Annotated in this window: 19 protein-coding genes and 1 riboswitch; of the genes, 11 read left to right on the forward strand and 8 right to left on the reverse strand. The window is 48.4% G+C overall.

Features of this window, described 5'->3' with window-relative positions; translation table 11 throughout:
* Positions 1-20: 20 nt before the first annotated feature.
* Together ileS and DW896_RS00210 are read right to left on the reverse strand one after the other, a co-directional pair.
* On the reverse strand, positions 21-3,509 hold the full coding sequence (gene ileS, locus DW896_RS00205) for an isoleucine--tRNA ligase (RefSeq protein ID WP_057281123.1): 3,489 nt from the start codon (positions 3,507-3,509) through the stop codon (positions 21-23).
* 492 nt (positions 3,510-4,001) lie between these two features.
* Positions 4,002-4,808 carry a hypothetical protein gene (locus tag DW896_RS00210; protein ID WP_005825533.1) on the reverse strand — a complete coding sequence of 269 codons (807 nt, stop codon included), beginning with the start codon at positions 4,806-4,808 and terminating at the stop codon, positions 4,002-4,004.
* 47 nt (positions 4,809-4,855) lie between these two features.
* On the opposite strand from DW896_RS00210, the gene DW896_RS21805 reads away from it, so the two are divergent.
* On the forward strand, positions 4,856-4,984 hold the full coding sequence (locus tag DW896_RS21805; protein WP_005837113.1) for a hypothetical protein: 129 nt from the start codon (positions 4,856-4,858) through the stop codon (positions 4,982-4,984).
* A 41-nt stretch (positions 4,985-5,025) separates the two neighbouring features.
* On the opposite strand, the gene DW896_RS00215 is transcribed toward DW896_RS21805, so the two are convergent.
* From DW896_RS00215 to DW896_RS00235, 5 genes are all read right to left on the reverse strand, one after another.
* Positions 5,026-6,558 (reverse strand): carbon-nitrogen hydrolase family protein, encoded by a 1,533-nt coding sequence (locus DW896_RS00215; protein WP_005825535.1) that lies wholly within the window; start codon positions 6,556-6,558, stop codon positions 5,026-5,028.
* A 192-nt stretch (positions 6,559-6,750) separates the two neighbouring features.
* A complete protein-coding gene (gene xylE, locus DW896_RS00220) occupies positions 6,751-8,238 on the reverse strand; it encodes a D-xylose transporter XylE (RefSeq protein WP_119992650.1) in 1,488 nt (495 codons plus the stop codon).
* 114 nt (positions 8,239-8,352) lie between these two features.
* Complete coding sequence (gene xylA / locus DW896_RS00225) at positions 8,353-9,669, reverse strand: xylose isomerase (protein WP_005825539.1); 1,317 nt, start codon at positions 9,667-9,669, stop codon at positions 8,353-8,355.
* Positions 9,670-9,774: 105 nt separating this feature from the next.
* On the reverse strand, positions 9,775-11,253 hold the full coding sequence (locus DW896_RS00230) for a xylulokinase (protein ID WP_035448507.1): 1,479 nt from the start codon (positions 11,251-11,253) through the stop codon (positions 9,775-9,777).
* Positions 11,254-11,300: 47 nt separating this feature from the next.
* Positions 11,301-12,032 (reverse strand): NUDIX domain-containing protein, encoded by a 732-nt coding sequence (locus DW896_RS00235; protein ID WP_034523179.1) that lies wholly within the window; start codon positions 12,030-12,032, stop codon positions 11,301-11,303.
* Between the two features lie 398 nt (positions 12,033-12,430).
* Between DW896_RS00235 and fabD the strand changes: the two genes are divergently transcribed.
* From fabD to thiD, 10 genes are all read left to right on the forward strand, one after another.
* Positions 12,431-13,318, forward strand: coding sequence for an ACP S-malonyltransferase (gene fabD / locus DW896_RS00245; protein ID WP_005825542.1), 888 nt, complete (start codon positions 12,431-12,433; stop codon positions 13,316-13,318).
* Between the two features lie 107 nt (positions 13,319-13,425).
* A complete protein-coding gene (locus tag DW896_RS00250) occupies positions 13,426-13,968 on the forward strand; it encodes a hypothetical protein (RefSeq protein ID WP_005837107.1) in 543 nt (180 codons plus the stop codon).
* Positions 13,969-14,042: 74 nt separating this feature from the next.
* Positions 14,043-14,133: riboswitch (TPP riboswitch) on the forward strand.
* A gap of 70 nt (positions 14,134-14,203) precedes the next feature.
* Positions 14,204-14,401: a sulfur carrier protein ThiS gene (thiS, locus tag DW896_RS00255; RefSeq protein ID WP_005837106.1), complete on the forward strand. Its 198-nt coding sequence runs from the start codon at positions 14,204-14,206 to the stop codon at positions 14,399-14,401.
* Positions 14,402-14,406: 5 nt separating this feature from the next.
* A complete protein-coding gene (locus DW896_RS00260; RefSeq protein ID WP_009038436.1) occupies positions 14,407-15,057 on the forward strand; it encodes a thiamine phosphate synthase in 651 nt (216 codons plus the stop codon).
* Positions 15,058-15,080: 23 nt separating this feature from the next.
* Complete coding sequence (locus DW896_RS00265; RefSeq protein WP_009038437.1) at positions 15,081-15,860, forward strand: thiazole synthase; 780 nt, start codon at positions 15,081-15,083, stop codon at positions 15,858-15,860.
* A gap of 157 nt (positions 15,861-16,017) precedes the next feature.
* Positions 16,018-17,700 carry a phosphomethylpyrimidine synthase ThiC gene (gene thiC / locus DW896_RS00270; RefSeq protein WP_008664608.1) on the forward strand — a complete coding sequence of 561 codons (1,683 nt, stop codon included), beginning with the start codon at positions 16,018-16,020 and terminating at the stop codon, positions 17,698-17,700.
* Between the two features lie 20 nt (positions 17,701-17,720).
* Positions 17,721-18,854 (forward strand): 2-iminoacetate synthase ThiH, encoded by a 1,134-nt coding sequence (gene thiH, locus DW896_RS00275; protein WP_008664609.1) that lies wholly within the window; start codon positions 17,721-17,723, stop codon positions 18,852-18,854.
* Between the two features lie 35 nt (positions 18,855-18,889).
* Positions 18,890-19,585 carry a HesA/MoeB/ThiF family protein gene (locus DW896_RS00280; RefSeq protein WP_009038438.1) on the forward strand — a complete coding sequence of 232 codons (696 nt, stop codon included), beginning with the start codon at positions 18,890-18,892 and terminating at the stop codon, positions 19,583-19,585.
* An 18-nt stretch (positions 19,586-19,603) separates the two neighbouring features.
* On the forward strand, positions 19,604-20,206 hold the full coding sequence (locus DW896_RS00285; RefSeq protein WP_009038439.1) for a thiamine phosphate synthase: 603 nt from the start codon (positions 19,604-19,606) through the stop codon (positions 20,204-20,206).
* A 21-nt stretch (positions 20,207-20,227) separates the two neighbouring features.
* A complete protein-coding gene (thiD, locus tag DW896_RS00290; RefSeq protein WP_022402457.1) occupies positions 20,228-21,055 on the forward strand; it encodes a bifunctional hydroxymethylpyrimidine kinase/phosphomethylpyrimidine kinase in 828 nt (275 codons plus the stop codon).
* A gap of 108 nt (positions 21,056-21,163) precedes the next feature.
* Here thiD and DW896_RS00295 read toward each other — a convergent pair whose 3' ends face one another.
* The gene (locus tag DW896_RS00295) at positions 21,164-21,811 is read right to left on the reverse strand and encodes a DUF4476 domain-containing protein (protein WP_005825555.1); all 648 of its coding nucleotides are present in this window, start codon (positions 21,809-21,811) and stop codon (positions 21,164-21,166) included.
* Between the last annotated feature and the right edge of the window lie 2 nt (positions 21,812-21,813).

Below are 21,813 nucleotides of genomic sequence, written 5' to 3' on the forward strand. Positions count from 1 at the left end.
TAATCAGGGTTAGTATTTAATTATTCTTTCACTACGCTCACGTACAGCGAGAAATCGTCGAAGTTCAGTTCTGTACCATTTTCTACGTTGTCTGCCAGCGTCAGTGAAGTTCCTAAAACTTGGTTGCGAATATAGTCATTATATTCATTTACCGCATCATCTGTTTGAGGATTTTTTGATAATGTAATCTTTATTTTATCTGTTATCTCAAAACCGCTCGACTTGCGGATATTCTGAATGCGGTTTACCAGCTCGCGTGCAATACCCTCACGGCGCAGCTCTTCGGTAACGGTAACTTCCAGAGCCACGGTCAGTTTGCCCTCGTTGGCAACCAGCCATCCCGGAATATCCTCACTGAAGATTTCCACATCTGCCGTTTCAATCACGGCTTCTGCACCGTCCAGATTGAACGTATAAGAGCCTTTCTTCTCCAGCTCGGCAATGGCTTCCTGGGACATTTCCGCCACAGCAGCAGCCACGGCTTTCATCTGCTTACCGAATTTCGGTCCCAGCTTCTTGAAGTCGCATTTCACTTTCTTTACCAGTACACCGGCAGCACCGTCCACAAACTGGATTTCTTTCACATTCACCTCGTTCATGATAAGTGCTTTCACAGCCTCGATGTGTGCACGCTGTTCTTCATCCACTACCGGTATCATGATGCACTGAAGCGGTTGGCGGACTTTGATGTTCACCTTGCGGCGCAATGCCAATACCATGGAAGTGACGTCTTGTGCCATCTGCATGCGGACTTCCAATTCCTTGTCTATCATTTCCTCCTTATATTCGGGGAACTTGGCAAGGTGTACGGAAACCACATTGTCGCGTCCCGTAGCTGCAATCAGGTCCGTATACAGCATGTCGGCATAGAACGGAGCAATGGGCGCCATCAGCTTGGCTACAGTTTCCAAGCAGGTATAGAGTGTCTGGAATGCAGAAAGCTTGTCCTGCGTCATACCGCCACCCCAGAAACGTTTGCGGTTCAGACGAACGTACCAGTTGGAGAGATTGTCGTTCACAAACTCAGAAATGAGACGTCCTGCTTTCGTGGGCTCGTATTCATTGTAGCAGGTATCCACGTTCTTCACCAACGTATTCAGTACAGAGAGAATCCAACGGTCTATCTCAGGGCGTTCTGCCATGGGCACATCGGCTTCTTTGTAGTCAAATTCGTCTACATTGGCATAGAGGGCGAAGAATGAATAGGTGTTATAGAGTGTTCCGAAGAACTTGCGGCGCACCTCTTCCACTCCATCCACGTCGAACTTAAGATTGTCCCACGGAGAAGAGTTGGTGATCATGTACCAGCGCAACGGGTCGGACCCGTATTTCTCGATGGTCGAGAAGGGGTCTACGGCATTGCCCAGACGCTTGGACATCTTGTTACCATTTTTGTCGAGCACCAAGCCGTTGGAAATGACAGCCTTATAAGAAATACTGTCGAACACCATTGTAGCGATGGCGTGCAACGTGAAGAACCAACCGCGTGTCTGGTCCACCCCTTCGGCGATGAAATCGGCAGGATATACCTGGTGGCTATCCAGCAGTTCCTTATTCTCGAACGGATAGTGTATCTGTGCATAAGGCATGGCACCGGAATCGAACCAAACGTCAATCAAGTCCGTTTCGCGTTTCATCGGCTTGCCGTCTTTGGAAACAAGGATGACATCGTCCACGTAAGGACGGTGCAAGTCTATCTTGTCATAATTCTCTTTGGTATATACACCCGGCTGGAAGCCCTTCTCCTTGTAAGGATTGGACTGCATCAAGCCGGCAGCTACGGATTTCTCTATTTCGTTGTAAAGTTCTTCTACAGACTCGATACACTTTTCCTCGCTATTGTCCTCTGTACGCCAGATGGGCAGCGGAGTACCCCAGTAGCGTGAACGGCTGAGGTTCCAGTCATTCAGGTTTTCCAGCCACTTGCCGAAACGTCCCGTACCGGTGCTTTCCGGCTTCCAGTTGATGGTCTTGTTCAACTCTATCATACGTTCCTTGCAAGCGGTGCTGCGGATAAACCAGCTATCCAGCGGATAGTACAATACGGGTTTGTCCGTACGCCAGCAGTGCGGATAATTGTGTACATGCTTTTCTATCTTGAATGCCTGGCGGGCGGCTTTCATCATCATGCAGAGTTCGATATCCAATGATTCGGCAGCTTGTGCAGCCTGCTCATCATACTTGCCGTCTACGGTGAATTGAGGGTCATAGGCATTCTTTACCCACTTGCCCTGATAGTCTTTGTAAAGGTCTGCATTGACACATGCCTTTACAAACTCCTCGTCCAGTTCGTCAATCAAGAAGAACTTACCGGTGAGGTCTACCATCGGGCGGGTCTCACCCTTCTTGTTTATCATGAACAAGGACGGTATACCTGCAGCGCGTGCCACAAAAGCATCGTCCGCACCAAAGGTCGGGGCAATGTGTACGATACCCGTACCGTCTTCAGTCGTCACATAGTCACCAGAAATTACACGGAAACCTTTGTCGCTGGGAGTCCAGCTACCGTCTTCGGCAACGTCTATCGGTTTCACCCAAGGGATGAGCTGTTCGTACTCCATACCTACCAAATCGGGGCCTTTGTACTCACCTACTATCTTGAAAGGTATCAGCTTATCACCCGGCTTATAATCCTCTAATGCAATGTCTTCCGCTTTTTTGTTGAAGTGAGTGTAGAGCAGTGCTTTTGCCAAGACAACAGTCATCTTCTCACCGCTATATCCGTTGTAAGTCTGTACGGCCACGTAGTCTATCTTGGGACCGACGCAGAGCGCAGTGTTGCTGGGCAACGTCCACGGAGTAGTGGTCCATGCCAGGAAGTAAGGAGTTCCCCACTCTGCCATTTCCGGTTTCGGATGCTTCATCTTGAACTGTGCCACCATGGTCGTGTCTTTTACGTCACGGTAACATCCGGGCTGGTTCAACTCGTGCGAGCTGAGTCCGGTTCCGGCAGCAGGAGAATAAGGTTGTATGGTATACCCTTTATAAAGGAGTCCTTTCTTATAGAGCTGTTTCAGCAGCCACCACAAGGTTTCGATGTAGCGGTTGTCGTAGGTGATATACGGGTCCGTCATGTCCACCCAGTAGCCCATCTTGTGCGTCAAGTCTTCCCATTCCTTGGTGAACTTCATGACGTCCTTGCGGCAGGCAGCATTGTATTCTGCTACGGAAATAGTCTTGCCAATATCCTCTTTCGTAATGCCGAGTGCTTTTTCCACACCCAGTTCCACGGGCAGTCCATGAGTATCCCATCCGGCCTTACGCTTTACTTGGAACCCCTTCATCGTTTTGTAACGGCAGAAAATGTCCTTAATGGAGCGAGCCATTACGTGGTGAATGCCCGGCATACCATTGGCCGAGGGAGGTCCTTCGAAAAATACGAAAGAAGGACAACCTTCACGTTCTGTCATACTCTTGGCGAAAACCTGGTTTTCGTCCCATTTCTTCAACACTTTTCCGTTCACTTCGGAAAGGTCGAGCTTCGAATATTCGGCAAACTTCTTACCCATCTTGATATTTACTATTTGACAATTTACAATTTACGATTGAAGATACTCTTGATAGGCATTTGGTACGTCAAAAGCTACCTTCTCCATTTTAAGGGTGCAAATTTACAAAAAACTTAAATACAAGAGACTTTTTAAGAACAAAAAAATATGCAGGTACGATTTTAAAAAATATTCGCTCACTCAACACTGTCCCTCTTTTCTCTTTTCCCGAATTAGTACATAGAAGTGCATCTGTAGATGTCGTTTGGGGCAATGCAGGGTTCCCTAAGCAAAAAACGACAAAAAACGCAGAATTTGCCAAAACCTACCCCCTGAAAACTACGTTGAAAACAACAAATGAGAGGGCTATTTTGCTGAGTTCAACAAATGGTATGTAGAATTCTGCGAATGCTATTGCCGCAATCAGCAATAAGCGTGCAGAGAACAGCATGGGAAAGAATAATAAAGTATTATATTAAAAGAAATAATAACAGCATCATCAGCGGATAGACTTCAACTGTTGCTGCTGTAACTATAATGCAAGGTGAAATAATTAAGGTAATGATTCACCACTCCGAAACAATCCGATGTCTCATCGAAAGAGAGAAAGTAATACATCAGGTTTTCGGGTTCTTTCTTTTGGGTCAGGATTTCGTCCACATAGGCAAGAAAGGCGTTTTTGATGCTGTTATCGTTGTAGTAGTCTGCCAACTTTGCCAGTTTACGTTCTATGGGTTTGTTATGCTGCAATTGCATGGCAGATTTCGAGCGTTCAGGCTTCACATCTCCGGTCAGTCCCCCATCATTATAGTATTGGCGGCGCTCGTCATAGACTTGGCTCAGCAGTTGATAGATTCGGGCGGCAGCCTCGTGATTTATGGCGGAGGCAGGCTTCAGTTGTTCTTCCTTGCTCTTCTTCTGCATAGTGGCGTGGTAGGCAAAGTAGAGGATGAAGTCACGGAAGAGCGTGGTTTGGGGCATGATGATTTCTACCAGGACATCCACGTCGGCAAGTACACTGAAGTCCACGGAGTAATAGCGGACACGTCCACGGGTGACGGAATTGACCTTTATGTCGGTTTTCAAGAAGCCCAAGGCCGAGAATTGCTTAATGATGACTTCCTGCCGGGTACGGCGGATACGGGTTTCTTCCTCTACACGCGCCTGGGAGTAATGGAAAGGCTTGTATTTAAAAGAAATCTGTTTTACTGTAAGCCAGTCGAACAGAATCAGCTCGTCGGGAGCCAGACGGTAGTTAAGTAATCGCAACACATTGATGCAGAGAGGTATTTCGGGAGCAGAGAGAGCTTTCTTGGCCATTGTTTCTGTTTTTTAGAATAAAAGTTTTGTAAAGATACGGATAAACTATGGAATTACCATCCGAAATGCCATACTTCATCGTCCCGGATGCCACACTTCAGCAGCTGAAATGCCACACTCCGTTGTCCGAAACCTATGGCATTCCGGACGATGAAGTGTGGCATTTCGGAGAATAAGGTGTGGTATTGGAGGCAACCGAGTGTGGCATTCGGGAAAGTCATCTTTTCATCTTCACCTCGTACAAATCGCCTCTCCGGTCTTTCAGGTTGCGTACACTGCCGTAGGTATGCAGTTCATTCAGCAAGTCCAGATCCACATCCGACACAAGAATCATTTCGGTATTCGGAGTGGCTTCCGCACGCTTGCCGTCTGTGGGGAAAGCGAAGTCGCAGGGAGTGAACACACCGGACTGGGCATACTGGATGTCCATGTTGTGCACGCGGGGAAGATTGCCTACACTGCCGGCTATCACTACAAAGCACTCGTTTTCGATGGCACGAGCATGGGCGCACACCTTTACGCGGCTGTAAGCATTCTGCGTATCGGTAAGGAAAGGAACAAAGAGTATCTGCATGCCTTGGTCCGCCATGATGCGGCTCAGTTCGGGGAACTCTACATCGTAGCATATCAGCACGCCTATCTTAGCACAGTCCGTATCGAAAGTTTGGATGGACTTGCCTCCGCTCAGTCCCCAGGACTTTATCTCGTCGGGAGTGACATGTATCTTTTCGTACATTTCATAACTTCCGTCACGTCGGCAGAGGAATCCTACGTTGTATAGCAGCCCGTCTTCCTTGATAAGCGGCATACTGCCCGTAATAATGTTGATGTTATAGCTGATGGCGAGCTTGACGAAACGCTCCTTGATTTCCTCGGTATAGGCCGCCAGCCCGCGGATAGCCTGCGACTCGCCCTCGTTGTTGAATTTTGCCATCAACGGTGCGTTGAAGTATTCGGGAAAAAGAACAAAGTCACTCTTGTAGTCGCTCACGGCATCCACAAAAAATTCCACTTGCTCAAAAAGGTCATCCAGTGTCTTGTAGGTACGCATCTGCCATTGTACCAAGCCTACGCGGACAGTGGTTTTGGGGTTTACATAGTCTTGTGTGGGAGCCTGATAGTAGATATTGTCCCATTGCAGCAGGCAGGCGTAGTGCTTGGACTCCTCATCATTGGGAAGGTAGTTGCGCATCACCTTGCGCACGTGGAAGTCGTTAGAGAGCTGAAAGGTCAGCACCGGGTCGAAGATTTCCTTTTGCTTCACCTTATCTATGTACTCCTTGGGGCGGATTTGATCGGCATATTTGTAGTAGTTGGGGATACGTCCGCCAAACATGATTGCCTTCAGGTTCAATGTCTCGCAAAGTTCCTTGCGGTATTCATACATACGGCGTGCCAGACGCAGGCCACGGTATTGGGGATGGATAAAGACTTCGATGCCATAAAGTATGTTGCCTTTCGGATTGTGGGTGTTGAAAGTCTCCTTGCCCGTAACCTGGGCGTAAGTGTGGTCGTTCTTCACATCATCGTAGTTCACTATGATGGAAAGCGCACAGCCCACGATTTTCTCGTCAACCACCGTCACAATCTGCCCCTCGGGGAAGATGCGTATCAGTTTTTCTATTTGTTTGTGCGTCCAGAACACATCGCTTCCGTCTGAATAAACGCGCGTAAACGATTGTGCTAACTGGTCATAATCTTCAATCTGCAGATTACGTATCTGCACCTTATTGATTTTCATTGAATCCATAACTTTCTTGCTATTCCTGATTAAAAACAGTGCAAAGGTACGGTTTATCCTTACATGTTATCTTCCCCTCCGAAGATTTTTCTTTCCCATCTTGAACGGATAAGGGAAAAGATACGGAATTGATAACAAAAAGAGGAGGCATTCATCAGGCCTCCTCTTTCCCGTCTTATATGGACAGTTTCAATGACGGTCTTATCCGTTGTCTCTTCTATTCTTCCACAGCTTGGTCATGTCTTCCAGTGTCTTGCCTTTCGTTTCGGGAACAAGCTTCCAGACAAACAGAGCAGCCACCACACAGATGATTCCGTATAAGCCATAAGCAAACATGTGCCCGAACTTGTCTCCCATATCTCCCAAACTCATATTGTACATAGGTACGAAGGTGGAAGATACAATGAAATTGAATATCCATTGGAAGGCTACGGCAATGGCTACTGCAGCGCCACGGATGGTATTCGGGAAGATTTCAGCAATCAGTACCCAGCAGATGGGGCCCCAGCTGAACATGAACGAAGCACTGTAGACCATGATGCTGACAACAGCCAACATGGGAGGAAGCCCTGCCACAACGTTGCAAAGAGCTACTCCGAAAGCACCTATCGCCATGCCGATAGACCCCGAGATGAGCAGCGGTTTACGTCCCCATTTCTCGACTGTAAAGACAGCCAGCAACGTGAACAGAATATTGATGATACCCATGATGACGGTTTGAACCATCGGGTTGCCCATTCCCATCGTTTCGAAGATACGCGGTGCGAAATAGAGTACGGCGTTGATACCTACCGCTTGCTGGAATACACTCAGCATGATACCGATAAAGATAACCATCCAGCCATAAGTGAAAAGCTTTTCCGTCTTTTCCTCTGCCGTGGCTTTGATTTGAGACAGAATAACCTTTGCCTGAGCCAAGCCGTTGATACGGCTTAACACCTGGAGTGCCTTATCATCCTTGCCACTCATGGCAAGATAGCGTGGCGTTTCGGGAACAAACAGTACGAGCAACGCAAAGACTCCTGCAGGAACAGCCTCACTGACAAACATCAGACGCCATCCTATCTCTGTGGTCCATGCTGCCGCTTCGGGATTCAGAATCTGGTTGACTCCTTCAATGGCCTTTATCACCGGATTTGAATTCTCGCCCAGAATAAGGAAATTCACGAAGTAAACCACCAACTGGCCGAAGATAATGGCAAACTGATTCCATGATACCAGAGTCCCGCGAATGTTGCTCGGCGCAATTTCCGCAATATACATCGGGCAGATGGCCGATGCCAAACCTACGCCGATTCCTCCCAATACACGGTAGAAATTGAATGCCACGAGCAAGGAATAGGAAGGAACACCATAGTCGAAGAAAAGGAATTCCGGGTAGTAGGAGCCCAATGCCGACAGAAAGAACAAGACGCCGGCTATGAAAAGAGAATTCTTACGTCCCAGATTGGATGCGAAGAATCCCGAAAGAGCACTACCGATGATACATCCGATAAGTGCACTGGAAGAGGTAATGCCGTGAATCGTATCTGTGTAGACAAAATCGGAGGCACCCATAAAAAATGCCTGAAGCCCTTTATCGGCACCGGATATGACTGCTGTATCGTAGCCGAAAAGCAAGCCCCCGATGACGGCTACCAGCACAATAGAGAAGAGGTAGAGTTTACTGCCTTTTTCTGTATAATTCATGATATTAATGATTAATGGTTAATGATTAGCGATTAATGATTAGCGATTAATGATTAATATTGAAACACCTCATGCGCAACTTATTAACCACTAATCACTAAACATTGATCATTATTAGCAGTACATATTCACGATTGCCTCATACAATTCCTGCTTGCCGCTGGTCTGTTTCGGCTCACCGTTGGCTTTTGCGTAAGCTACCAAATCCTCTAGCGTCAGTTTGCCATCTTCAAATTCCTTGCCTTTACCACTGTCGAAGGAAGCATAGCGGTCGGCCAGCATCTTCTTGTAAGGAGACTCTTCAAGCAGTTTGGCTGCACTTTCCAGTGCACGTGCCATCACGTCCATACCGGCGATGTGGGCAATGAAAATGTCTTCCAGGTCGGTGGAGTTGCGACGGGTCTTGGCATCGAAGTTTGTACCGCCATTGCCAAAGCCTCCGTTACGGATGATTTGCATCATTGCCTGGGTCAGTTCGAAGTTGTCAATGGGGAACTGGTCTGTATCCCAGCCGTTCTGGTAGTCACCACGGTTGGCGTCGATGGAGCCGAGCATACCGTTGTCTACGGCTACTGCGAGTTCGTGCTCGAAGGTGTGGCCCGCCAAAGTAGCGTGGTTCACTTCGATGTTCACCTTGAAATCTTTGTCCAGATTGTGAGCCTTCAAGAAGCCGATAACGGTTTCGGTGTCTACATCATACTGGTGTTTTGTAGGTTCCATCGGTTTCGGTTCAATCAAGAAGGTACCTTTGAAGCCGCGGGCACGTGCATAGTCGCGGGCGATGGTCAACATCTGTGCGAGGTGCTCTTTCTCACGCTTCTGGTCTGTATTCAGCAATGACATGTAGCCTTCGCGACCGCCCCAGAATACATAGTTTGAACCTCCCAGTTCGATAGTAGCGTCGATGGCGTTTTTGATTTGGATGGCGGCACGTGCCACAACATCGAAATCGGGATTGGTGGCTGCACCATTCATGTAGCGGGCATGGCCGAATACGTTGGCAGTACCCCACAACAGTTTGATGCCGGTTTCTGCTTGTTTCTGCTTGGCATACGCTACGATTTCCTTCAAGTTGGCTTCGTATTCTTCAATGGTCTCGGCTTCTTCGCAGAGGTCTACATCGTGGAAGCAGTAGTATTCGATACCCATTTTCTGCATGAATTCAAAGCCGGCGTCCATTTTGTTCTTGGCAGCCTGAACCTTGTCAGCCTCACCGTTCCAGGGGAATTTCTTTGTTCCGCCACCGAATTGGTCACCACCTTCTGCGCAAAGAGTGTGCCACCATGCCATGGCGAACTTCAGCCATTCGCTCATTTTCTTACCCATGATTACTTTATCGGCATCGTAATAACGGAATGCCATCGGGTTCTTGCTCTCTTTACCTTCGAATTTAATCTTTCCTATTCCGGGAAAATACTCTTTTGTTGCCATAAGAATTTAATGTTTTAATGTGAGAATGTGCCAATGACAGACACATTCATCACGGGGTTAATTATTAATTTATTGTTTTAACGTGCTAACGTTTTAATGTGCACATTAGCACATTACCCAGTGTTTCCAGCGCGCATATGCGTCGGCATAAGCCTGGCGGTCTGCCACTTTCGGCTCTATCACCTCGAGCTTCTCAAGCGTGGCAAATGCTTCGTTGTTGTCCTTGTATATGCCCACACCGATTCCGGCGCCTTTGGCGGCACCTACAGAGCCGTCGGTATCATACAGTTCGATGACAGCTCCCGTCACACCGGCCAATGTCTCGCGGAACAGCGGGCTGAGGAACATATTAGCCTTGCCTGCATGAATTTTCTGCACGGGAATGCCCATTTGTTCCATGATGTCGATTCCATATTTAAAGGAGAAAACGATGCCTTCCTGTGCTGCACGGACGATATGCTGTTTGCCGTGCTGGTTGAAGTTGATGCCATGAATGGAGCAGCCTATTTCCTTGTTCTCCAGCATACGCTCCGCACCGTTTCCAAAGGGCAGGATACTGATACCGGCACTGCCGATGGGGGCTTGTGCGGCCAGCAGATTCATATCGTTGTAAGAGATGCCTTCGGGAGCAACGGTGCGTTTTACCCATGAATTGAGGATGCCCGTACCATTGATGCACAGCAGAACACCCAGACGGGTTTGCCCGGCAGCATGGTTGACGTGTGCAAAGGTGTTGACACGTGACTTGGGGTCGTAGTTCACCTCACCGTTCACGCCGTATACCACACCGGACGTTCCGGCGGTAGAAGCAATTTCACCCGGATTGAATACATTCAGGGAAAGGGCATTGTTGGGCTGGTCGCCGGCACGGTAAGTGATAGGCGTACCTTCTTTCAGACCCAGCTCTGCGGCTGCAGCAGCATTGACGCGTCCCTGCTCGGAGAAAGTCGGTTTGATGTCGGCAATCAGAGAGGAGTCGAATCCATAATACTCCATCAGAAAATCAGCAACCCGGTTGTTCTTGAAATCCCAGAACATCCCTTCGGACAAACCGGACACCGTGGTACAGATGGTACCGCTCAACTTCATGGCGATATAGTCGCCCGGCAGCATTATCTTATGAATCTTTTCGTAAACGGAAGGCTCATTCTCCTTAATCCAAGCCAGTTTGGAGGCCGTGAAGTTGCCCGGAGAATTCAGCAAATGTGAAAGGCAAGTCTCCTCTCCCAATGTTTCGAAAGCCTTTTGTCCGTAGGGCACGGCTCTGGAGTCGCACCAGATAATGGCAGGACGCAACACCTGCTGGTTTTTATCTACACATACCAAGCCATGCATCTGATAAGAGATACCAATCGCCTTGATGTCTTCTGCGTTTACTCCGGATTCTGCCAATACAGCTTGTGTGGCCAGTTTCAAATTTTCCCACCAATTTCCGGGGTCTTGCTCTGCCCAGCCGGGCTTCACTGCGATAATTTCCGCTTCAGTCTTGGGGAAGAAGGCAGACGATACACACTTGCCGCTTTCCGCATTTACCAGACTCGCTTTTACAGACGAGCTGCCGATGTCATAACCTAATAAATACATTTCTATCAATATTAAAATGAAAGTGATATGAAGAATTTACAATCCGGCTACCGTCGGATTTTATTGTATATCTTTTTGTCGAAACGGTAGTAACGTGCCGCCCGGTGGGCCACGCCCTGCTGTTTTTCTTCCAGGGGGACGACATACTCCATCAAGGCAATTTTTTTATGGAAATTGCGTACGTCGTACTGCTTGTCATACACCAGTTCGTACAAAGTGCGAAGCTGGGATGCGGTGAACTTACGCGGCAACAAGTCGAACAGTGAAGACGGGTTGAACTCGACGTACTGGCGGACATAGGTAATGGCTTCCTTGATAATCAGGTTGTGGTCGAATGCCAGAGCCTTTATATCCGGCATGGCTACCCAACTGGCTTGATAATTGTCCAAATCACGGTTCAATGCGCGGTCTATCTTCACCAGGGAAAGATAGGCTATGGTGACAATACGCTCCACCCTGGACTGCATGGCACGTTCCAGCCAATGTACATCTCTGGGGTCTTTCGTACGGTTTTTTGAGCCGAATGCCTTGAATTGCATCAGATTGACGTTCTTCAGACCCGTCAATTCATTCAACACCCGTTTGGCAGCTTCATCCAAATCCTCATCCATGTAAATCAAACTTCCGGGAAGCTTCATATCATGAAAGATTTCTCCTTCTTCCTCTCCTGCACGCTTAATCAGCAGAACCTTTAGCTGTTCTCCGTCAAAACCAATCACTACACAGTCCACAGAGATATGATTGTTTGCCAACGGCGTTTTTTGTTCTATGTTTTGCATAATATATCTCGTTAAGCGCTGCAAATATAAATAGGTTTTTCTAATTTGCAATAAAGGAAAAGATTATTTTTATAATGTTATAAAGCATTATTTTTCAACTGAATACATATCTTACTTTATACAATATCATTTTCAGTTGTTATCGTATGGAATACAATATGTAATTTACAAGAATATACAAGAGGTCTAATTGTAGGAAGTACAATAAGGAGAAAGTGTTTCATTTATAAGTATTTCAGCCTCCGGATACCACAGAAGGCCCAAGCATACATATTGTATTTTAGCTTCCCTCCTTAAAGTAAGGGCATTGCACAAAAAACATCCGTTTGTGCGGTGAATATCAGAAAAACCTCTACCTTTGCAGCACTTTTTATTTAAACACTAAAAAACGAGTAAATATGAAAGCATTTGTATTTCCGGGTCAAGGTGCCCAATTCGTTGGCATGGGAAAGGACCTGTACGAAAATTCGGCATTAGCCAAGGAACTTTTTGAGAAAGCAAATGATATCCTCGGGTATCGTATTACTGATATTATGTTCAACGGAACAGATGAAGACCTGCGCCAGACTAAAGTTACCCAACCTGCCGTATTCCTTCATTCCGTTATTTCCGCCCTCTGCATGGGCGATGACTTTAAGCCGGAGATGACCGCCGGTCACTCATTGGGCGAGTTCTCTGCCTTGGTTGCTGCCGGTGCACTGAGCTTTGAAGATGGTCTGAAACTGGTGTATGCCCGTGCCATGGCTATGCAAAAGGCTTGTGAGGCACAGCCCTCCACTATGGCAGCCATTATTGCCCTGCCGGATGAAAAGGTTGAGGAAATCTGCGCTCAAGTAAGTGCTGAAGGTGAAGTTTGCGTGGCAGCCAACTATAACTGCCCGGGACAGATTGTAATTTCCGGTTCCATAGAAGGTATCAACAAGGCTTGCGAACTGATGAAGGCTGCAGGTGCAAAGCGTGCTCTGCCGTTGAAGGTAGGCGGTGCGTTCCACTCTCCGCTGATGAACCCTGCCAAAGTTGAACTGGAAGCAGCCATCAATGCAACAGAAATCCATGCTCCGAAGTGCCCCGTATATCAGAATGTAGACGCTATGCCTCATACTGACCCGGTAGAAATCAAGAAGAACCTGGTGGCTCAGCTGACAGCATCGGTACGTTGGACGCAAACAGTGAAGAACATGGTTGCCGATGGTGCTACGGACTTCACAGAGTGCGGTCCTGGTGCAGTGCTGCAAGGTCTTATCAAGAAGATTGCACCGGAAGCTACGGCTCACGGGATTGCATAATTCCTTAAATAGAATATTTTCAAGGCTGTCTTTCTTCAAATAGACAGCCTTTCTTGTTTTAATAGGCCATTTCCTTTATATTTGCCACTCACAACAAAATGGGATATATGGAAAAGATTACGGAGTTCAGAAATACCTTGGCAGTACCTATTCATAAGTTATCGATAGACTCTCTGGTACAAGAGGTATGCCTCTGCCCCGAGTATTTTGAAGATATATACCGATTGACATACGATGAAAAACAGACGGTGTCATGGCGGGCAATATGGGTATGCGAGAAATTGAGCGAAATCCATCCCGGCTGGTTCATCCTACTGTACGATGAAATCATTCAACGGCTGATAGACTGCACGCACGACGGTTCCAAACGTCTCTTATTATCTATACTGTATAATATTCCCATCCCTACTCCAATCTCCGTCGATTTGCTGAATTACTGCCTGGACCACATGCTATCTCCGCAAGAAAGCATAGGAGTGCAAGCCCTTTCCATCAGAATAGCCTATCTGCTTTGCAGGAAGGAGCCGGAACTGCTGCAGGAATTGCAACTGATACTGGAAAATACAGAGCTTGATTTTTATTCAACTGGAGTCAGAACCACTGTTCGGAATACGCTGAAAAAGATACGTGCCACAAAGGGGCGCGAGTAAACAAAAAGTAATCACTGAAATAAAAAGTACGTTCTTTTGTTTTTTATTTCCGATTTTCCCTTACCTTTGTTGCCGTAAAGACAAAGGGGTGCCCCGACGGGCTGAGATTATACCCTCGAACCTGATGCAGTTAGTACTGCCGTAGGAATTGGATATTTCTTTCTTCACTGAACTTGCCGTAAAGACGCTTCTTTGTATTTACTTCCATTTGTTTTATTTCTTAATGAACAGAAAAATGAAAGTATTGGTCAACAACAAGGAAGTGAAAACCGGCGCCACTACCCTTTCACAACTTATCGAGGAACTTGCCCTACCGATGCAAGGCATTGCCGTGGCCGTAGACAACCGTATTGTACTTCGCACGGAATGGACAAAATGCATCCTGAGGGAATACATGCCTATCATCATTATCAAAGCAGCTTGCGGAGGGTGAGGAAGATGAAGGACGAGAGACTGAAAAACGGAGGAATGCAGTTCATCACGCACTATACGGAACGATATTCGTATCTGGATGCTGCACGCATGGCTCTTGAGGGCGGTTGCCGCTGGGTGCAACTGCGCATGAAAGACACCCCGGTGGAAACGATAGAACCCGTAGCTTTGGAAGTGCAGGCCCTTTGCCGGCAATACGGTGCCACCTTCATCATTGACGACCATGTGGAACTGGCGCGAAAACTGCATGCCGACGGCGTACATCTTGGAAAGAAAGACATGCCCATAGCCGACGCACGCCGGATTCTGGGCGCGGAGTACATTATAGGCGGTACCGCCAATACTTTTGAGGATGTACTGCAACACTACAAAGCCGGTGCCGACTACATAGGCTGCGGCCCCTTCCGCTACACCACTACCAAGAAGAATCTGAGTCCGATATTGGGACTGGAAGGATATACAGCTATCATCCACCGGATGCAGGAGAAGGATATACACCTTCCGATAGTAGCCATCGGTGGAATAACCATAGCGGATATTCCAGCCGTTATGCAGACGGGGGTAAGCGGGATTGCCCTTTCGGGCACGGTACTGCATGCCGATAGTCCGGCAGATGAAATGAAAAGAATCATTTCTTTAATGGAGAATGAAAAATAAAGAATTAATATATGACGACTGATATGGAAAAATTAGTGATTGCGGAACGTGAGTTCAACTCCCGTCTGTTTTTAGGAACCGGAAAGTTCAATTCCGATGAAGTGATGGAGCAGTCTATCCTGGCATCCGGCACAGAAATGGTGACGGTAGCCATGAAACGCATTGAACTGGACAACAAGGAAGACAATATGCTGGTACACATACAGCATCCCGGTATCCAGCTTCTGCCCAACACCTCCGGCGTGCGCAATGCCGAAGAAGCTGTTTTTGCTGCACAGATGGCGCGTGAAGCTTTCGGCACGAACTGGCTGAAACTGGAGATACACCCCGACCCCCGCTATCTGTTGCCCGATTCTGTAGAGACGCTGAAAGCCACAGAAGAACTGGTCAAGTTAGGATTTGTGGTACTGCCCTATTGCCAGGCCGACCCCACACTGTGCAAGAGGCTGGAAGAAGCCGGTGCCGCCACCGTCATGCCGCTGGGTGCTCCTATCGGTACAAACAAAGGACTGCAGACAAGGGATTTCCTGAGAATAATCATCGAGCAAGCCAATATCCCCGTAGTGGTGGATGCCGGTATCGGTGCCCCGAGCCATGCGGCAGAGGCTATGGAAATGGGCGCTTCGGCTTGCCTGGTGAATACAGCCATTGCAGTGGCGGGCGACCCCGTGACCATGGCGGTAGCGTTCAAGCAGGCTGTAGAGGCAGGACGCATGGCATACGAAGCAGGTCTGGGCATACAGGCAGATAATTTTGTTGCGGAAGCCAGCTCACCGCTGACGGCTTTCTTGAATGAAAAATGATAAAACAGGGAGATTTACGATTAGACGATTTACGATTGAAGTTACTCATGCAATCATAAACCTACCGGTTGAGAGAGGTTGTTTAACAATACAAACTCCAATCGTAAATCGTAAATTGTCTAATCGTAAATCTCTACATAACAAAACCTAAAGAAAAATGAACCAGAAGATAAAATTCCCCCGTTCCGAGAAAGTATATTTGCCGGGCACCTTGTTTCCCGAATTGCGCGTAGCTATGCGCAAGGTGGAGCAAGTGCCCAGTACGAACTTCGTTGATGGAGAAAAGGTACTTACTCCGAATCCGGAAGTGTATGTGTATGATACCAGCGGACCGTTCAGCGACCCTGCCGTCGAAGTGGATTTGAAGAAAGGGCTGCCCCGTCTGCGCGAGCCGTGGATACTGAAACGCGGCGATGTGGAGCAGCTTTCCGAAATAACGTCGGAGTACGGGCGCATGCGCCGCGACGACCGGTCGCTCGACTCTCTGCGCTTTGAGCATATCACCCTGCCCTACCGCGCCCTTCAAGGAAAATGCTGCACACAGATGTACTATGCCAAACAAGGCATCATCACGCCTGAAATGGAGTATGTGGCGATTCGCGAGAACATGAACTGCGCGGAGCTGGGAATAGAGACGCACATCACACCGGAATTTGTACGCCAGGAGATTGCTGCCGGACGCGCCCTGCTTCCTGCCAACATCAACCATCCCGAAGCAGAGCCGATGATTATAGGCCGTAACTTCCTGGTGAAGATAAATACCAATATCGGAAACTCCGCCACCACCTCGGGCATCGAAGAAGAGGTAGAGAAAGCATTGTGGAGCTGCAAATGGGGCGGCGACACGCTGATGGACCTCTCCACGGGCGAGAACATACACGAAACGCGCGAATGGATTATCCGCAACTGTCCCGTTCCCGTGGGCACTGTCCCCATCTACCAGGCATTGGAGAAAGTGAACGGCAAGGTGGAAGACCTCACCTGGGAAATCTACCGCGATACCTTGATTGAACAATGCGAGCAGGGAGTGGACTACTTCACCATCCATGCCGGCATACGCCGCCACAATGTGCATCTGGCCGAGAAAAGGTTGTGCGGCATCGTGAGCCGTGGCGGCAGCATCATGAGCAAATGGTGCCTGGTGCACGACCGCGAGAGTTTCCTTTACGAACACTTTGATGACATTTGCGACATTCTGGCACAGTATGACGTTGCCATCTCTTTGGGAGACGGGCTGCGTCCGGGGTCTACGCACGATGCCAACGATGAAGCGCAGTTTGCAGAACTCGACACGATGGGCGAGCTTGTGCTGCGTGCCTGGGACAAGAATGTGCAGGCTTTCATCGAAGGTCCCGGCCACGTGCCCATGCACAAGATTAAGGAGAATATGGAGCGCCAGATAGAAAAATGCCACGATGCGCCTTTCTATACGCTCGGCCCCATCGTGACGGACATCGCACCGGGATACGACCATATCACGTCCGCCATCGGTGCGGCGCAGATAGGCTGGCTGGGTACGGCGATGCTCTGCTATGTCACTCCCAAAGAGCATCTGGCACTGCCCGATAAGGAGGATGTGCGTGTAGGTGTCATCACCTATAAGATAGCCGCCCATGCCGCCGACCTGGCAAAAGGGCATCCCGGAGCACAAGTGCGTGACAATGCACTGAGCAAAGCACGTTATGAATTCCGCTGGAAAGACCAGTTTGACTTGTCGCTCGACCCGGAACGTGCGTTCAGCTATTTTCATGCAGGGAAGCATGTGGATGGGGAGTATTGCACGATGTGCGGACCGAACTTCTGTGCGATGCGGTTGTCGAGAGAATTAAAAAAGAAATAAATGGGAATTGATAGAGCACTATGTTTTCAGACGAATTAGAACATATATCCTGGGAGGAAACCACGGCACGCATCCATGCCAAGACAGATGCGGATGTACGCCGTGCCCTCTCCAAAGAACATTGTAATGTAGAGGACTTCATGGCCCTCATCTCACCCGCCGCTGCCCCCTATCTGGAGACGATGGCACGATTGAGCAAGAAATACACCGAGGCACGATTCGGGAAAACCATCTCCATGTTCGTGCCTCTTTACATCACGAATTCCTGCACCAACTCTTGCGTGTATTGCGGTTTCCATATCAGCAACCCCATGCCGCGTACCATACTGACGGAAGAAGAAATCGTGAACGAATACAAGGCCATCAAGAAGCTGGCACCTTTCGAGAATTTGCTGTTGGTAACGGGAGAAAATCCGGCCAAAGCAGGCGTGCCCTACATAGCCCGTGCACTGGACCTGGCAAAACCCTACTTCAGCAATCTGAAAATAGAAGTGATGCCCTTAAAAACGGAAGAGTATGCAACGCTGAAAGAACACGGCATGAATGGCGTGATTTGTTTTCAAGAAACCTACCACAAGTCGAATTACAACATCTACCACCCCCGTGGCATGAAGTCCAAATTCGAATGGCGTGTCAATGGTTTCGACCGCATGGGGCAGGCAGGCGTCCATTCCATCGGCATGGGAGTGCTCATCGGTCTGGAGAAAGAATGGCGGACAGACATCACCATGATGGCTTATCACCTGCGCTATCTCCAGAAACATTATTGGCAAACGAAATACAGCGTCAACTTCCCCCGTATGCGTCCTTCGGAGAACGGCGGCTTCCAGCCCAATGTCATCATGAGCGACCGCGAACTGGCACAAGTCACTTTCGCCATGCGCATCTTCGACCATGATGTAGACATCTCCTACTCCACCCGCGAGCCTGCCGATATACGCGACCATATGGCAACACTCGGTGTGACAACCATGAGCGCCGAAAGCAAGACCGAACCGGGAGGATATTACAGCTATCCGCAAACACTGGAACAGTTTCATGTCAGCGACGAGCGCAAGGCTGTGGAAGTGGACAAAGCATTGAAACGCCTGGGGCGCGAACCAGTGTGGAAAGATTGGGATGCGAGTTTTGATTTGAAGGCTTTCAAGAGATGAGTGGCCGAATACAGAACCTTAATAATAATGAACAAATGAACCGATATGCCAGACAAACGTCCCTCCCTGAAATAGGCGAAGCCGGACAAGAGAAACTGCGTAATGCCAAGGTGTTGATAGTCGGTGTGGGAGGATTGGGTTCTCCCATTGCCCTCTATCTGGCGGGAGCAGGAGTCGGAACGCTGGGATTGGTGGACGATGACCAGGTCAGCATCAGTAATCTTCAACGTCAGGTTCTGTATGCTGAAGCTGACCTTGGGCAGCCTAAACCTCTATGTGGCGCCCGTAGAGTGCAGGGTTTGAACAGCGATGTAAACGTGGAAGTATACCCCTTCCGTCTGGACAAGAAGAATGCCGGAGAACTGATAAGGAACTACGATATAGTGGTAGACGGGTGCGACAACTTCGCTACCCGCTACTTGCTGAATGACGTATGCAACGCTTGGGGCAAGCCCTACGTTTATGGTGCCATTCAAGGCTTTGAAGGCCAAGTGTCCGTCTTCTGCTACGGTGAGAGTGCTAAAAACTATCGTGACCTCTATCCGGATGAAGAAGGGACACTGCTCATGCCATCTCCGGACAAATCGGTTATCGGCGTAACCCCTGCCATTGTGGGTAGCGTAGAAGCCAATGAAGTGTTGAAACTGATTTGCGGCTACGGTGAACCCTTGGCTGGAAAGCTATGGACGATTGATTTAAGGACCATGCAGTCGTATATTCTCTCACTATAGGCAAACATCCATAAAGATATGAAACTGATAGTCATTACCACGCCGCAATTCTTTGAAGGAGAAGCAGAGGCAGTTACCTCCTTATTCCAAAACGGTTTGGAAATGCTCCACCTGCGCAAGCCGGGAGCTTCGGCAGAGGAGATGGGGAATTTTCTTCAACAGCTACCGATGGAATATATGCCACGCATTGTCACGCATGAGCAATTCCAGCTGGCATCCGTTTTCGGTCTGAAAGGAATTCATCTGAACGGGCGCAATCCGCAGATACCGTCCGGATATAAGGGACATGTCAGTCGCTCTTGTCACTCTCTTGAAGAAGTGTTGAAACATAAATCAGATTGTAACTATGTGTTCCTCAGCCCCATTTATGACAGTATATCCAAAGAAGGCTATTCTTCCGCTTACTCCTGCGATACCTTGCAGAAGGCGCAGCAAGCTGGTATTATCGACTCAAAGGTGATGGCATTGGGTGGCATCACCTTGGAACATCTTCCGGAAATAGCCGCTTTAGGTTTCGGAGGTGCCGTACTGCTGGGAGATGTCTGGCAGCAAGCGAAGGAAGCTTTCATCCCCCACTTCCTCCACCTGAAACAGCTTTCCTCTCACCCCTTTAATTTTTAATTTCTAATTTTTAATTATTTCATGCTTCCCCCTATTATCCTTTCCATTGCCGGTTCCGACTGTTCGGGCGGTGCAGGCATACAAGCAGACATAAAGACCATTTCCGCTTTGGGAGGTTATGCCGCTTCCGTCATCACGGCTGTTACTGCACAAAACACACTGGGAGTACAATCGGTTTATCCGATACCTGTGGATATGGTTAAGGCACAAATCACCTCTGTTATGGATGATTTAAGGCCGGATGCCGTCAAGATAGGTATGGTATATGATGCCGGTATTGTGACCACCATTGTCGATTGTCTTCAGACATATACTCCGGAGTGTATAGTCTATGACCCCGTCATGATATCGACCAGCGGACGGCGGCTGATGACCGAAGAAACCATACAAGTCATTAAGACGGAACTGTTTCCGCTATGCACCCTCATTACTCCCAACCTGAATGAAGCAAGCCTGCTTTGGGGGCGAACCATTGCCGGCACTGTGGAGATGCAGCAAGCGGCACAGGAATTATCCTGCAGATACAATACCGCTGTTCTCGTCAAAGGCGGACATCTGGAGGGCAATGACATGTGCGACGTGCTTTATTGCCGGCAACCTTCTGCCGGGGCTGACGTCCTGCCATCCGGATGCATCCTCTATTCCAATCCCAAAATAGAGAGCCGTAACCTGCACGGCACGGGGTGTACCCTTTCCTCTGCCATAGCTACATTTCTTGCCGGTAGCAGCAAACTCGATGAAGCGGTCTGCAAGGCTAAAGAGTATATCGGTACTGCGATAAACCGGGGGAAAAACATGGATATAGGGCACGGGAACGGTCCGTTATGGCACTTTCCTTTATCGGAATAAGAGCTCGTCGAAACGCATTATCTGTTTACCTTAAACGCATTATCTGTCAGCCTCCGATACATCATGTGTTTGGCACCAACGGACAATGCGTTTCGACATGCCTGCTTCTTAATAGCGTATGCCCAGAATTTTCTTGGCATCGTCTTTCTTGAACAGTGAATCAATGACGTCTAAAATCGCTTCGTAGTTTTCCGGATCTACGATATTGGGAGCGAATATGTTGAGGACTTTCATCTTGTCGTCATCAAAAGTATATAGTGCCATCAAACTGGCACATTGCACACAGTTCAGACTGTTGTTTCGGGCAACAGTTCTCATCATTTCGATTTGATCATCCTTGAAAGGGCGGGACTTCACTTTTTCATAAAAATGCCGGAAGTCTTCGGGGTGCATCCCCCTGACATAAACCGGAGCTGGAGAATCTATCACTACTTCACTGGGAACAACCGGCAACGTACGTGGCTCTCCGGAGAATGAGTCCATTGCAACGACTCTCCCACCTTCAAAAGTCACGACAATCTGAGTTCGGCTGATATTACTTTTACCGGACAGCACTCTGGAATATTCCCATTCTTCTATATCCCGGTCGAAGCGGCGATACTCTGGAGTTCCCAATATCTTGGTGACCTCCTGCCTGCTCATCCCCTTCTGGATACTGTTCAACACATCTACCTTAGCATCATAAAACAAACTGGAACAACTGCTGAATCCCATCGTCATTACCAGTCCCGCAATAATTAGTCTGATTGTTTTCATCT

The organism is Bacteroides sp. AM41-16 (genome assembly GCF_003603495.1).
Lineage (GTDB): Bacteria > Bacteroidota > Bacteroidia > Bacteroidales > Bacteroidaceae > Bacteroides > Bacteroides uniformis.

What these genes read in the sequence shown, in the direction of transcription:
- DW896_RS00210 (WP_005825533.1), bottom strand. Translation starts at nt 4,808, where the DNA reads ATGGCCAAGAAAGCTCTCTCTGCTCCCGAAATACCTCTCTGCATCAAT.
- thiC (WP_008664608.1), top strand. Translation starts at nt 16,018, where the DNA reads ATGAACCAGAAGATAAAATTCCCCCGTTCCGAGAAAGTATATTTGCCG.
- fabD (WP_005825542.1), top strand. Translation starts at nt 12,431, where the DNA reads ATGAAAGCATTTGTATTTCCGGGTCAAGGTGCCCAATTCGTTGGCATG.
- DW896_RS00285 (WP_009038439.1), top strand. Translation starts at nt 19,604, where the DNA reads ATGAAACTGATAGTCATTACCACGCCGCAATTCTTTGAAGGAGAAGCA.
- thiD (WP_022402457.1), top strand. Translation starts at nt 20,228, where the DNA reads ATGCTTCCCCCTATTATCCTTTCCATTGCCGGTTCCGACTGTTCGGGC.
- DW896_RS00260 (WP_009038436.1), top strand. Translation starts at nt 14,407, where the DNA reads ATGAAGGACGAGAGACTGAAAAACGGAGGAATGCAGTTCATCACGCAC.
- DW896_RS00265 (WP_009038437.1), top strand. Translation starts at nt 15,081, where the DNA reads ATGGAAAAATTAGTGATTGCGGAACGTGAGTTCAACTCCCGTCTGTTT.
- xylE (WP_119992650.1), bottom strand. Translation starts at nt 8,238, where the DNA reads ATGAATTATACAGAAAAAGGCAGTAAACTCTACCTCTTCTCTATTGTG.
- thiH (WP_008664609.1), top strand. Translation starts at nt 17,721, where the DNA reads ATGTTTTCAGACGAATTAGAACATATATCCTGGGAGGAAACCACGGCA.
- DW896_RS00235 (WP_034523179.1), bottom strand. Translation starts at nt 12,032, where the DNA reads ATGCAAAACATAGAACAAAAAACGCCGTTGGCAAACAATCATATCTCT.
- thiS (WP_005837106.1), top strand. Translation starts at nt 14,204, where the DNA reads ATGAAAGTATTGGTCAACAACAAGGAAGTGAAAACCGGCGCCACTACC.
- DW896_RS00280 (WP_009038438.1), top strand. Translation starts at nt 18,890, where the DNA reads ATGAACCGATATGCCAGACAAACGTCCCTCCCTGAAATAGGCGAAGCC.
- DW896_RS21805 (WP_005837113.1), top strand. Translation starts at nt 4,856, where the DNA reads ATGGAATTACCATCCGAAATGCCATACTTCATCGTCCCGGATGCCACA.
- ileS (WP_057281123.1), bottom strand. Translation starts at nt 3,509, where the DNA reads ATGGGTAAGAAGTTTGCCGAATATTCGAAGCTCGACCTTTCCGAAGTG.
- DW896_RS00215 (WP_005825535.1), bottom strand. Translation starts at nt 6,558, where the DNA reads ATGGATTCAATGAAAATCAATAAGGTGCAGATACGTAATCTGCAGATT.
- DW896_RS00250 (WP_005837107.1), top strand. Translation starts at nt 13,426, where the DNA reads ATGGAAAAGATTACGGAGTTCAGAAATACCTTGGCAGTACCTATTCAT.
- DW896_RS00230 (WP_035448507.1), bottom strand. Translation starts at nt 11,253, where the DNA reads ATGTATTTATTAGGTTATGACATCGGCAGCTCGTCTGTAAAAGCGAGT.
- DW896_RS00295 (WP_005825555.1), bottom strand. Translation starts at nt 21,811, where the DNA reads ATGAAAACAATCAGACTAATTATTGCGGGACTGGTAATGACGATGGGA.
- xylA (WP_005825539.1), bottom strand. Translation starts at nt 9,669, where the DNA reads ATGGCAACAAAAGAGTATTTTCCCGGAATAGGAAAGATTAAATTCGAA.